Genomic DNA, 11,913 nt, shown 5'->3' on the forward strand with positions numbered 1-11,913 from the left:
CCTTCCTTGCCAATGCCGGCGTGCTGCAGGTGTTTGGTGTGAATGACATCGAGACCGCCGAGCTTGTCGCGCGTTCGATCGGCAAGAGGGATGCGCATTACATGACGGCCTCCTATGGCGAAGGCAAGCAGACGAACTCGCAGCATATTGCCGCTCGCAACCTCATCAATGCCGACGAGATCATGCGACTGCCGGATGACAGGATGATCCTTCTTCGGCAGGGGCACTATCCGGCGAAGCTTCGTAAGATCCGGTACTATGAGGACAAGGAGTTCAAAGGCCTGTTCGAGCGGATCTGAGAGCCATCCGGGCGCCGAGGAAGCGTCTGGCAAAGCCCCAGCAAAAGTGACTGACATCGAACGTCAACGCGGTTCAACGAGCAACAATGATTGGCATTTATTGCGACGGAAGATGGAAGACGATGATAGAGCCTGGGCCTGACGGGAACGCGCTCCCACACAGCGCCGAAGTGAGCGGCAGGACAGGCGCGCGTCTTGCTCTGACCGTGGAAATGTAAACAGCGGAAGCGCGATCAACGGGCAAGACGTCCGACGACAAACGAAAGCCGCCTGGATGACGCCAGGCGGGTTTCCGTTGATCAGGGACAAGAGATAATCAGCCTTTGCGATCGAGCTCGTCTTCGACTTTGTCGCGGCTGTTGCCAACCGACTTGATCGCACTCTTCACATCGTCCTTTGAGACGTGCTCCTTGTTGGCCTCATAGCGCACTTCATGATCCTGGCCGCCAGCCACGCGTGCTCGATCCTGGTTACGGCCTCGTGCTGTCTCAGACATCGGTCTTCTCCTCGTGTTGAGGGAGACTAACCCGGCAGGATTTTGCTGGTTCCAGACAGCGTGCGGCGACTCAATTGCCCTCTTCTAAGTTCGGTTTGTTGAACCGCGTGTCGCGCAGAGCTTGTTCTCTCTTCAAAGACGCGAAGCACGCGTGTGAGATCGCATCTGTGAATGCCGACATGACGAACGGGCGTTCGTGCCCGCGGCATCGGACCTTCAAAAGTCGACTAGCACTTTTGCCATTTGATGAATGTTGCGAAGCGTATAAGGTCCATGGATACCACCAGCGCGATGACATCGCGGCGACAATCGGAAGCCAGTCAGACCCCGTTCCCATGATGAAATCCTCCCTCGATCATATCCCGCATAGAAAGCAGCGAGAGCTCGCGCGTGCGCTGGAGATCCTGCACGAGGAGTTCGAAGATGCGCTGAACGAAGGCACGGCCGACTTCAAGAAGCGCGGACGCATTCTCAAGATCATACTGTTCGGCTCCTACGCCCGCGGCACCTTTGTCGATGAGCCCCATACGATGAAGGGCTATCGCTCGGATTTCGATTTGCTGGTGATCGTCAACAATCGCAAGCTGACCGACCATGCCGCCTATTGGTACAAGGCGGCAGACCGGATCATCCGCGACAGCTTCATCGAAACGCCGACGCAGTTCATCGTGCATTCTCTGCGCGAGGTGAACACCGAGCTCAAGAAGGGGCACTACTTCTTCTCGGATATCCGCAAGGAAGGCATTATTCTCTACGAGCTGGATGACGAGCCGTTGGCTGAACCGAAGCTGCTGACGGCTGAGGAACGTTTAGAGGTTGCAAGGGAGCATTATCGTGAGCGGTATAAGCTTGCTGGCACCTTCATCAAGGGATCCAAGTTCTATCAAAGTGAGGGGGACGCGAAGGTCGCGGCATTTGAGCTTCATCAGGCGATCGAGCAAGCCTACTCCTGCGTTCTGCTGACCCTCACCAACTACGGGCCCGCGTCGCACAACATCAAGTTCCTGCGCTCGCTTGCCGAGGAACAGGATCTGCGACTGGTGGAAGCGTTTCCACGGGATCACCACCGGCAGAGAGCCTGGTTTAACACGATCAACGAAGCCTATGTTAAGGCTCGGTATTCCAAGCATTTCGAGATCAGCGATGAGGCGCTTGTCTGGCTGGGCGAGCGGACGGCGCATCTCCTGGAATTGGTCAAGGTCGTCTGCGACGAGCATATCCAGAAGCTGGAGCAGGATGTTCCGTGATGAGAGACTGACAGTCACTTGTAGTACTGAATAGAGCTGCAGGTCCTAACCTGGGATCCGCAACTAAGTTCTGCGGAGTTGTTTGAATTGCTTTCCGACATCGAAGTGTGGGTTTAGTCTGTGACAGCACGCCTGCTGAGTGTCGAAACGAGGGCTAGCTCGCCTGATAAACGCAACCACGTGCTCGAATACCTTATGATCAAGGTCTGATCCTTGACTGCGCGTGCCAAAATAGATAGTTAAACGTATCATTTTGTCATTGAAAGATATGTTTAGGTATCACATGTCAATGGACACGACTATATTAGTTGAGATCGGCTGTCTCTTGAAGGCAGCGCGTAAGGGCTTGAATTTAACACAAGAGCAGGTCGCCGAGATGGCTGGCATATCGCGGCCACGCTATCGCGAGATTGAAAGCGGAAAGAGCGCTGCCCGCACGACTACGCTGATCAATATCGCACGTGCGCTTGGTCTCGAGCTGATGTTCATCCCGCAACCGATGGTGCCGGCTGTCAATGCGCTGCTTCAGCCGCATGGCAGCGACGATTTGCCTGCGTTCGTTGCCAGTTCCAACGGTGATGACGATGCCTGATGCGTATCTCGATCCAAAGTCCATCTCCTCGCTTGAGGTGCTGCTGAACAACCTTAAGGTCGGCACAATTGTCCGGACGCCTGGTGACTTCAATGCGTTCAGTTTCGAGGAAAGCTATCGCGCAACTGGTGGCTCTCCTGTGTTGAGCCTGTCCTTTCGGGCGGCTACCGGAGGCTTGCGCAAAGACCCGAAGCCTGTCGCCAGGGCTTTGCCAGCTTTTTTTGCCAATCTGCTTCCAGAAGACAAACTGCGCGAGGCTATGGAGAAGCACCATGCCGGAAGCGTTCGGCCCGGCAATGATTTTGATCTTCTCGCGGCGCTCGGTGCGGATTTGCCAGGAGCTGTCCGCATCGTACCGAGCGAGGGCGCAATTGCTCTGCTCAATGCCCCCTCACGTCCTGAACCGAAAGCCCGGTTTTCTCTTGCTGGGGTGCAGATGAAGCTCTCTGTTATCAAGAATACGGGCAAGGGCGGTGGTCTGACCTTGCCCTTGGGCGCCGAGCAGGGTTCGTATATTGCAAAATTTCCGTCGACATCGTTTCCAGGTGTTTCCGAAAACGAATATGCCAATCTGGCTCTGGCCGAAGCAATTGGCATGGATGTGCCGGAACGAGAACTTGTCGATCAGTCGGAATTCGAAGGCATACCTAAGGAATTTGAGACGCTCTCGGATGGAAAGGTCTTGCTCATCAAGCGCTTCGACCGCGGCACGGGAGCGACGCGGATCCATATCGAGGACTTTGCGCAGGTGTTCGGCATTTATCCATCGCGTAAGTATGAAGGTGCGGCCTATCACGATATCGCTGCGGCTCTGAACGTCGCTGTTTCGCCAGCCGCAGCGCTGGAATTTGTGCGCAGGTTGGCTCTGGCTGCGGTCACGGGAAATGGTGACATGCACTTAAAAAATTGGTCGCTGATTTATCGCGGAGCGGGAGACAAGCCCGAGCTTGCGCCGGTCTACGATGTCCTCTCGACGGTTCCCTACATTCCGACAGATTCCATGGCTTTATCCGTCGTGGGCGAGCGGTCCTTCAAAGCACTGAGCGCCCAGCGCTGGAAAGCGTTCGCAAGGCGTGCGCGCTTGCCGGAAGCTGCTGTTCTTAGAGCGGTGGTCGATACCGTCGAGCGCGTCAACCAAATCTGGTGGTCGATGCCGCAGCGCGAGGTCGTGCCGATAAATGTGCTCGAACGGATTGATACCCATGTCAAACTCATGACGCCAATTCTCAGTACTCCAGGCGACTAGCTTGCCCTTCCCAGATATGAATGCGTTTCGATCGATGTTGCAGTTTGTAGATCTGTTGAATAGCGGACGTAAAGAGCGGCAAGTTTTGAGGGCAAGCGTCGTCATTGATCTGCCTGTTTTGGGTCGCGATTATCATGATAGAGATTGCATATGGGATTCGGCGTATTCATCCACCGCACAGACTCGATCTACGAGGATAGCCCGGCTGAGCAGTATCAGTTCCCTGGCCAGTATCTCGGTCGCGTTCAAAGCTGTGCCGGAGATTGGATCGTCTACTATGAACCTCGAAAGGTCGCCGCAACGCGTGGATATTTCGCTGTCGCCAAGGTCGCTCAGGTTATCCCAGATCCCAAAGCGCCAGGCATGTATGTGGCGCTAATCGAACCTGGCAGCTATCTCGATTTCGTAAACCCCGTTGCGTTTAGTGGGCAGGATGGTGTTGTTGAGCGAGGTGTACTGAACGAAGCGGGGCGGATTTCTGGCCGTGCACAGGCTGCGGTCCGATCAATATCTGCTGCCGATTTCAATCGGATTCTGTCGTTGGGATTGGCGGAAGATCAACTCGAATTGCCGCGAACGGACGGGTCGCTGGAAACGTCACCGCTGAACGATCTTTCCGATAGGGTTCAGGAGCCGTTTCTGTTTGAGCACGATAGGGAGCGGATCATGCAGCTGTCGTCTCGAGTTGTCAGAGATCGGCTGTTTCGGCGTCTCGTCCTACAAGCCTACGACAAAAGGTGCGCGATAACTGGACTCAAGCTGATTAACGGTGGTGGTCGTGCCGAGGTAGACGCGGCTCATATCCGGCCGGTCGACAAAAATGGGCCTGATATCCTAGTGAACGGAATCGCGCTCTCTGGAACCGCTCACTGGATGTTCGACCGTGGGCTTATCTCCCTGTCGGATGAACTCGAGATCCTGATTTCGCGTCACGCGAACGATCGCGATAGCATTCTAGGGCTAATCAACAAGACGGGAAGAGCGATTGTCCCGAGCGGTGTTTACCAACGGCCGCATCCCCAGTTTTTAAGTTGGCATCGCGAAAACACCTTCAAGCATTGAGGTTGACCGACGAGTTTATCCAATGCCCTCGGGCGCGCGGATCAAGCGCAGCGCGGATCTACGACTACATGGTCCCTATTTATGACGATTGAGCCAGTTCTACTACGTATACCGCTCTGGCAGATCCCGCAGCGATGGCGACATTAGGTTTACTTGCAACAGGGATATGACGAGATGGAGCAGCTCTCAGGTTTCGGGACCAATTGTAGTCAAGCTTTCCGCCAACCGAAAGCAGTCGCTCTGCTGGTTGCGATATGCTCGGACCATTTCTAAAGGGCACTGGTAACTGGTACCATATGATCAACAGGTCGGATGGTGTGGCATGTATCTCGAAGTTGGTTCTCCCAATTGAGACAATCTAATCATCTGTTCCGACATAGACATGATGGGCGACGATGCCGGTGGACAGTTCAGGCACAAGGACGGCACACTCTTTGGCGCTTGATCGCGAGCATATGATCGCAATTACGCCGGTGCACAGCATCTAGCTGATTCCAATGTCGGGTTTCGGCCCATTGCTGACGTCTTGACAGGCTAGATGTTAGCCGCGCGGCCCTGTTCAATGTCACGTTAATTTTCAACTGATAGTCGAATAGCCTTTTCGTGACGGGGGCTTTAGATGCAAACTTATCGCAACCAACTTATTCAACTGCTTGCCGATCTCAAACTGCGGAAACCCGCTGAACGAGAACCCGCGCTTCAGACGTTTTTTGAAGCGCACCCGGATTTGATAACCCGTCCGCATTACATACATTCCAAGGTGGTTTTATCTAAGCTGGCGATTGGAAGTTGGAGGACTGACTTCGCTTACATCAATCCACAATCGGGTTTCCACATGCTGTACCTGATTGAAATTGAAGATCCGGAAAAGGATATTTTCACAGCGAGTGATGATCAATTCACGGCGGATTTTAACCACGCCCTACAGCAAGTACACGATTGGATGAGCTGGACCGCCAGCAACAGGGACTATATTCAACAGGTGTACGGCGATCTGGACAAGCAGTTCAGCGGCAACGAGCAAGGTTTCCTGATTGCGAGAGGCGTCCTGATTTACGGACGAAGAGAGCAAACCGGCCTAAATCCGATTCGTGCGGAGCGCTGGCGCCAAAAGAAGGAGGCGGAGCTTGCTTCTAAGGTCGAAATCATGACGTATGACGGCTTGATGGAGCGTAACCTACCCGCATTTAGGGCAGACCAGCGGACAGAATTTGACTGCACGACATATGCGTACGGCCGGCGCGCGTTTCGCAAGAAACTCTGACTAAAAGGCCAACGGTTTCGGTGACCGCTCCTGGCGCGAAGCTGCCAAATGTAGCAACTTAGTTTGGTGGCATTTGCTACCAGATTCCAGTCGTTTAAGATAACTTCAGGCTAGCAGCCGCTTTCCGTGCGGATCGTCTCTATAAAGTCTCGGCCATTGCGTTTGGTCATGGTGACCGTTGCTACTCCATCGCAGGTTCTCGCACCACTGCGAAAGTGGTAGCTTACCTTAAAGCGGGCGTCTTGGATCTTCTGTATGTCGATCAGCGAGATCGGCTCGGCCAAGGATTCATAGAAGGCCGTCAGCGCTCCTGGGCTGAAGGGGCCCTTTTTCGTTTTCTCCGGTATCACGAAATCGGCGGCGAGCTTGCCGTTGCCAGCTCTGAGAGCGGCGTAGAAGGCCTCGATCGTGGTCGCGGCCGTACCGTAGCTCTGTGTGATGTCGCGAGCCGACGAAACAGTCTTTACCCAAACGAGGAGTGGCCTGTGGTGATGGCCAGTCATCGCAGGCATTGGATCAACTACTTCGACATATACGTCCGTATCCCGGAGGCGAGACAAGTCCTTCGCGTTGCTATCACCTGGAACGAGCTGGACCTCGTCGAACATGTGCGAAGGATCCGCGAACTCGTCGCCAGTTATGCAGATCGATCGATCCAGTTTCAGGACGTATCCAGGTTCCGGGGTATCTCCCTTTTGCACGTCCTCGAAGTTCGGAGGACCTGCGAAGATCCGGTGTGTGAGGTGTCCGCTGAGGCTTGAAGGCTGCCCCTTGGAAACGTCGAAACAAGTCGCATTCGCGATGACTGCCGAAAGAAAAAACGCGGCTGCTACCCCGAGCCACCTATAACTCTTCATCCGATTCTCACGATCTAACGGCATCCCAGTGCACCTATCCGATGTGTGTTCGCTAACCTGGCATTTGGGCATCCTCACCCGCAAGCCGGGCCCGTGGTGAGGCCAGGCTATTGCTGCCATCCGGCGGCAAGCATGCTCCAGTCAACATCGCGTTCCTCCTTACCGGTCCACACATCCCAGTAAGCCGGATCGTCGGACCTCGGTCGATGATCATGGTTCAGTTCCCGCATCTCAACAAGAACCGGGATCGGCGCAGCCCATCCCAGGAGGATTGCATGCCTGGATGGAAGGCCGGGAAGCTCTTTCAGCAAGCCGCCGATGTTGTCAGGTACCAGCTTCGAGACCAGTTTCTGATCGGCATCATTGACGATGCGATGAAGTAGGAATGTGTTGCACTGGGCAAGCAGCGTTGGCGAGAGTTCTGACGGCCGCTGCGACGAGACTAGCAGGCCGAGTCCGAACTTCCGGCCCTCTCGTGAAATACGTTCGAAGATGTCCCGGCAAAGGTCGGCCGCATTCCAGCTCTCCCGGTCAGTTGCGCCAGTGCCCTTAACGAAGTTGTGAGCCTCCTCCAGCACGAGCACCGTCGGCAGTGACTGGCCAGTATCCCGGCGAAACCGCTGGAGAGCCTCGAAGACGACTCGAGCCAGCACGGAAACGATGATGTGCACTGTGTCCGAGGGCACGAGCGAAAGGTCGATTACAGCAATGTTGCCATTTGCGGCGTTGTTTGCGCCGACATAGTCGTCCAGCCAATCCTTGAATTTCGGAGGATCGGGATCGTTCACGACACTTCCAAGGCGGCTATCCGCTAGCATGCCGCGGATCCTCAGTCCGAGGGTCGAAACGAAGTTCGCGACGTTTGCCGACTGTCGGGCAGCGAGTCCTTCGAGATGGGTTGCTAGACTGGATACGTCGAATACGAGTGGCGCATCCTCATGCATGTGTTCGTCAGCCTGGTCAGCGGGAAGGGACGCCAGGAGTGCTTCGATAGAAGCGGCAAGTTCTTCTAGATCAGCGGCTGCGAAATCGGTCCAATACTTTCCTCGTTCAAGCTTTGCTCGAATGAGGGCGTCGACCGTTGCCTGGAGGTGTCCGACAGCATCGTGGTGTGCAACGTCGATCTGACCAAGCCAGACCTCACAATCGGCAGACAATGTACTAAGAATACCGCCGAAGTTCTTGTTACCGGGAAACCCAGTGTATTCCTGGCGGCCGTTTGCGAGCGCCGATCTTATGGAAGCGCGATACGAAGACGCCAGCCGCGCAACCTGTGCTTCCGGCGTGATATCTAGCTGCTTGCCGCTCTTAAGTTCTCTTAAGCCCTGCAGGAGCAACGGGCGTTGGACGGCGGGCTGGGCATGGGAGAGCGTGCTCCATTCCGCACCGTTCCAAAGCCATGCTGGAACCTTGAGCGCCTTTTCCTCTCCTTGCAGGGGAGGCACGCGGAAAACACGGACGCTGGCCGGGTCATCGGCGAAGGCGCGACTATACTCGCCGTTGGGATCCAGGATTATGAACCGGGCGTTCGGCTTTCCTTGCTTGTCCGACTTCTTTCTTTCTGTGGCGGCGGCATCGATCGACCACCTGATCAGACCTGCCACGGAACACGATTTCCCGCTTCCCGTGTTTCCGAGTACGGCCAGGTGGCGACCGAATATCTTGTCCGGATCCACCATGATGTCAGCATCCATCGCGAGTGGTGAGGACCCGATCACCACCCGACGATCCGTGTCACCAGCACCAACGATTGCTGCAACCTGATCCGGAGTAGGGATCAGGACCTGATCGCCCACTGATGGAAAAGCCAGTACGCCACGTGAAAGCTCATGCCTCGGCTTGCCATCGCGTCCATTTCGAAGAAGCAGCGTGCCGATCGGAGAGACGTTCATCTTCCTTGTCGGGAACGGTAGATCGAGGAGACCTAGCTCTCTGTGGCCACCGCGCGGCATTAGTGACTTCATCACACCGATCCAGGTTACATATGCTACAGTTGCGCCGACTTCGTTTGGGAGCAAGACGTAGCTGTTAATCCGTGGGAACGGGGTGGGAATCCCGGTATTTAACGCAATGGCCTGCGGCGCCTCTCCACCCAGTGACACAACGATCTCGGCGGGTGAGACAATCTCGACGGTACCGATGACAAGATCCGACAAGGCCTGGATTGGATAGCTCACTTCGCCGCCTCCTCAGGGGTCGTGACTGCAATTTCCATTGGGCGCTCCTTAAGAAGGGCGGTCATCCTGGCTGTGATGAAGTCGAGAGCTGGTTTCGGAAGGTAGTTACGGGTCATCGTCTGGAGGTCGCTGAAATGCGTCCCGACTAGCATTGTCGTCTGCGCTTCGCGCGTCTTGGACAGGAAGGCTTCAAGTCTATCGCTCACAGATCGCGCAGCGATCACGACATGGGTCGACGGAATGGAGAGCATATCAATGATCACGCGGTTTATGTGATCGTCGCCGAAACCGTAGCCGTAGATGAAGAGAACAGCGTTCGGCCTGCATAAGGAGGCCGCGAAATCCCGGAACAATTCGGCGTACGGATAGTGTGTCGTCTCGAAGTCCTTCGCAGGATTCGGGTAGATCATCACGGTTTCCACGGGTTCGGTAGGAATGCCTGTATGGTCGCGTGGCGCGCCAAACGGCATCCCAAGCCGTGAAATCGTTCGACGCGCGTCGTCATAGATCCAGTCCAGCGAGCCGTGAAGCTTTGTGAGGCGCACGACGCCTTCCATAAACCGAGGCTCTCCGCGAATGCCCGGCGGGTTATAGTGATAGTCGACATCGAGGCGGGATGCCCGAAAGACCGGGTTCAACGCGCCCACGAAACGATCGATCATCCTTATCCCCGCGAGATCGCACCCATGTTCGATCAAGCGGTCATAGTTGGTTGTAAAAATGTGTAGCCGCTCACGCGATGCCGTCCGGCTGGCGAAGCTTAAAAGGAAGGACTGGAGTGCGATCTCCATCTCTACCAAGTTCTTGCCGGTGGCCTTGGCGATGCCGATTTCCGTGTTGAGCAAGGATTCGAGAAAGACGCGCATCTGGCTGTTGATGCGGTTTCGAAGATCGTTTCCGTCGTCAGGATCCGTGATTTCCTGCCCAGCAAGCACTGCCAGTGCGCTTCGAAACTGATCCTCGATGTTTGCGGATCCTCTACCCATCTTCTTGGCCATCGTTTCCGCATGCGCATTGATGTACTTCTCATATGCACCGCCGATCGAGATGGTGCCCATGCCTGTCGCGGTGGATCCGGCGATTTTGCCCACGGCCGTCGTGAAGCCACTTCCGATCAGCAGGTTCAAATGTTCTGCTTGGAAAGTGGCTGAAAGCCAGGGCTCGATTTTCTTCCTATGCATGGCAATGAATTCCGCCATCGCCTTGTTGTCTGCTGGAACCTCGTCGCACGAATGAGAGGCGCTTCCAGCCCGGTAGTGATGTTTGCCGATCCCCGCCATTCCGCCCTCCGAATCACCACCTTTAGTTTAGCGGTTGTGCGATATTCGTTGAAGCGAGATGTGCCACCAAGTATCGGCGGGTTCATTGTCGCAAGCAGAGTGTTCAACCTCAGATAAATCATCGCGCGCCTCCAAGACCTCGCCGATAGCTTATCCCGGGCCAGGTCATATGAGCGCAATTGGCGCAATCCCGCCCAACGGGTTTCTGCCCTGAGCGCCGCGAAAACTCCGAAGCGAATTTTTCGTTACAAGCCTCTGTGTTTCTGGTCTCTGCACCACATCGGCGACATCCGTGAGATTCTTAGCCAGGACGCAGGGACCGTGTGGGGTTCGAAGACTGTCAACGAGTCCCTACAGGAGGCGGGAAGGTTAGCAGTTTACGTTGCTGTCGCGGATCAGGCCGCGGCCCTAAGATCGAAATTTGCATGGATCACGTCGTAGGGGACATGAATCTTTCCGTCTCCAGTTTGTTCGAATATACCCCACTCCAACAACGCGGACGTGTCCTCGTGTACGCGCCTGACGTCACGTTCGACGGCCCTGGCAAGTCCGCGTATACTCGATGGACCGATCTTCTGAAGATGCTCAATCAATTCCCATCTTTTGGGGCTAATGACGGAAAAAAGCTGCGCCGGCGACGAGAAGGTGAAGACTGCGACAGGCTCAGAGGAATTACCTGAGCGCATTGCGTTCGTTGCCCTGACAAACGCCTCATCAAGGGCAGCTTCACTGTCTGCTCGGATTTGAATTAAGGCTTCTCTCATGGTTTCTGCCTCCTCTTGATTATTTCCTTCCGAAAATCGGATAGGAGGGTATCGGTCGTCGTGAACGAGTAAGGATGCTCAGCTCCGTCAAGGTGACGATGATTGCCTTTACCGCGTTCGTTGTCGAAACCGACGATGCGGCGACCGTCCGTTCCGTAAAACAGTCGATACTTGAACAGGTTCGTGCTACCAGGAACGGGCTCCGGCACTTTTCAGACAACGATCTCGACGAGCGCACCGTCTGGCAAAACAGTTTTCGAACGCTCGATAAGTACCGCCGCAATCATGTTGTCATTTACGCCATCGGTCCGGTTTGTTGTCAACGGCGGCAAAGGTTCGAGAGAGGGCTTTATGGTATATTGTACCTATATATACTTAATTAATACACATATTCTATATTTTATACTATGTAAATGGAATAATTTACCCTGAAATGGATTGGCGGGCGTGATTTGCGAGCGACGCGAGTTCACCAGTGGTAGGGATTGGCACTTAAAGTGTAGATTGGCCGAGGCAAAAAATATAAATTAATTGAAGCCATCTTGGGGAAGGGATTTGCGCCGTGGATTATTTGGGGTGCATTTGTTTGCGAGGACTGATAATTCTGACTGTTATAAATAGATGATTTT

At 54.8% G+C, this 11,913-nt stretch carries 12 protein-coding genes; 6 read left to right on the plus strand and 6 right to left on the minus strand.

The window, feature by feature from the left end; genetic code table 11:
- Positions 1–299, plus strand: a 299-nt coding sequence (locus ACTJK5_RS22845; protein ID WP_440613296.1) for a type IV secretory system conjugative DNA transfer family protein, incomplete at its 5' end; no start/stop codon positions are given.
- Between the two features lie 316 nt (positions 300–615).
- On the opposite strand, the gene ACTJK5_RS22850 is transcribed toward ACTJK5_RS22845, so the two are convergent.
- Entirely contained in the window at positions 616–795 is a 180-nt protein-coding gene (locus ACTJK5_RS22850; protein WP_440613297.1) for a DUF3606 domain-containing protein, read from the minus strand.
- Positions 796–1,130: 335 nt separating this feature from the next.
- Here ACTJK5_RS22850 and ACTJK5_RS22855 point away from each other — a divergent pair, with 335 nt between their 5' ends.
- From ACTJK5_RS22855 to ACTJK5_RS22875, 5 genes are all read left to right on the plus strand, one after another.
- Entirely contained in the window at positions 1,131–2,042 is a 912-nt protein-coding gene (locus ACTJK5_RS22855) for a nucleotidyltransferase and HEPN domain-containing protein (protein WP_440613298.1), read from the plus strand.
- Positions 2,043–2,325: 283 nt separating this feature from the next.
- On the plus strand, positions 2,326–2,634 hold the full coding sequence (locus tag ACTJK5_RS22860; protein WP_440613306.1) for a helix-turn-helix domain-containing protein: 309 nt from the start codon (positions 2,326–2,328) through the stop codon (positions 2,632–2,634).
- On the plus strand, positions 2,627–3,880 hold the full coding sequence (locus ACTJK5_RS22865; RefSeq protein ID WP_440613299.1) for a type II toxin-antitoxin system HipA family toxin: 1,254 nt from the start codon (positions 2,627–2,629) through the stop codon (positions 3,878–3,880). Before ACTJK5_RS22860 ends, ACTJK5_RS22865 begins: the two co-directional genes overlap by 8 nt.
- Positions 3,881–4,030: 150 nt before the next feature.
- Complete coding sequence (locus ACTJK5_RS22870) at positions 4,031–4,942, plus strand: HNH endonuclease (protein WP_440613300.1); 912 nt, start codon at positions 4,031–4,033, stop codon at positions 4,940–4,942.
- Positions 4,943–5,561: 619 nt separating this feature from the next.
- A complete protein-coding gene (locus ACTJK5_RS22875; protein WP_440613301.1) occupies positions 5,562–6,206 on the plus strand; it encodes a Shedu immune nuclease family protein in 645 nt (214 codons plus the stop codon).
- Between the two features lie 110 nt (positions 6,207–6,316).
- On the opposite strand, the gene ACTJK5_RS22880 is transcribed toward ACTJK5_RS22875, so the two are convergent.
- From ACTJK5_RS22880 to ACTJK5_RS22900, 5 genes are all read right to left on the minus strand, one after another.
- Complete coding sequence (locus tag ACTJK5_RS22880) at positions 6,317–7,063, minus strand: hypothetical protein (RefSeq protein WP_440613302.1); 747 nt, start codon at positions 7,061–7,063, stop codon at positions 6,317–6,319.
- 107 nt (positions 7,064–7,170) lie between these two features.
- On the minus strand, positions 7,171–9,240 hold the full coding sequence (locus ACTJK5_RS22885; protein ID WP_440613303.1) for an ATP-binding protein: 2,070 nt from the start codon (positions 9,238–9,240) through the stop codon (positions 7,171–7,173).
- Entirely contained in the window at positions 9,237–10,520 is a 1,284-nt protein-coding gene (locus ACTJK5_RS22890) for an SIR2 family protein (protein WP_440613304.1), read from the minus strand. The genes ACTJK5_RS22885 and ACTJK5_RS22890 overlap by 4 nt, the downstream gene beginning before the upstream one ends.
- Positions 10,521–10,915: 395 nt before the next feature.
- The gene (locus ACTJK5_RS22895; RefSeq protein ID WP_440613305.1) at positions 10,916–11,284 is read right to left on the minus strand and encodes an HVO_A0114 family putative DNA-binding protein; all 369 of its coding nucleotides are present in this window, start codon (positions 11,282–11,284) and stop codon (positions 10,916–10,918) included.
- A complete protein-coding gene (locus tag ACTJK5_RS22900; RefSeq protein ID WP_236760410.1) occupies positions 11,281–11,493 on the minus strand; it encodes a toxin-antitoxin system TumE family protein in 213 nt (70 codons plus the stop codon). Before ACTJK5_RS22900 ends, ACTJK5_RS22895 begins: the two co-directional genes overlap by 4 nt.
- Positions 11,494–11,913: the final 420 nt, after the last annotated feature.

The sequence above is a fragment of the Agrobacterium sp. 22094 genome (genome assembly GCF_052046015.1).
GTDB lineage: Bacteria > Pseudomonadota > Alphaproteobacteria > Rhizobiales > Rhizobiaceae > Agrobacterium > Agrobacterium cavarae.

What these genes read in the sequence shown, in the direction of transcription:
- ACTJK5_RS22850 (WP_440613297.1), bottom strand. Translation starts at nt 795, where the DNA reads ATGTCTGAGACAGCACGAGGCCGTAACCAGGATCGAGCACGCGTGGCT.
- ACTJK5_RS22855 (WP_440613298.1), top strand. Translation starts at nt 1,131, where the DNA reads ATGATGAAATCCTCCCTCGATCATATCCCGCATAGAAAGCAGCGAGAG.
- ACTJK5_RS22860 (WP_440613306.1), top strand. Translation starts at nt 2,326, where the DNA reads ATGTCAATGGACACGACTATATTAGTTGAGATCGGCTGTCTCTTGAAG.
- ACTJK5_RS22865 (WP_440613299.1), top strand. Translation starts at nt 2,627, where the DNA reads ATGCCTGATGCGTATCTCGATCCAAAGTCCATCTCCTCGCTTGAGGTG.
- ACTJK5_RS22870 (WP_440613300.1), top strand. Translation starts at nt 4,031, where the DNA reads ATGGGATTCGGCGTATTCATCCACCGCACAGACTCGATCTACGAGGAT.
- ACTJK5_RS22875 (WP_440613301.1), top strand. Translation starts at nt 5,562, where the DNA reads ATGCAAACTTATCGCAACCAACTTATTCAACTGCTTGCCGATCTCAAA.
- ACTJK5_RS22880 (WP_440613302.1), bottom strand. Translation starts at nt 7,063, where the DNA reads ATGAAGAGTTATAGGTGGCTCGGGGTAGCAGCCGCGTTTTTTCTTTCG.
- ACTJK5_RS22890 (WP_440613304.1), bottom strand. Translation starts at nt 10,520, where the DNA reads ATGGCGGGGATCGGCAAACATCACTACCGGGCTGGAAGCGCCTCTCAT.
- ACTJK5_RS22895 (WP_440613305.1), bottom strand. Translation starts at nt 11,284, where the DNA reads ATGAGAGAAGCCTTAATTCAAATCCGAGCAGACAGTGAAGCTGCCCTT.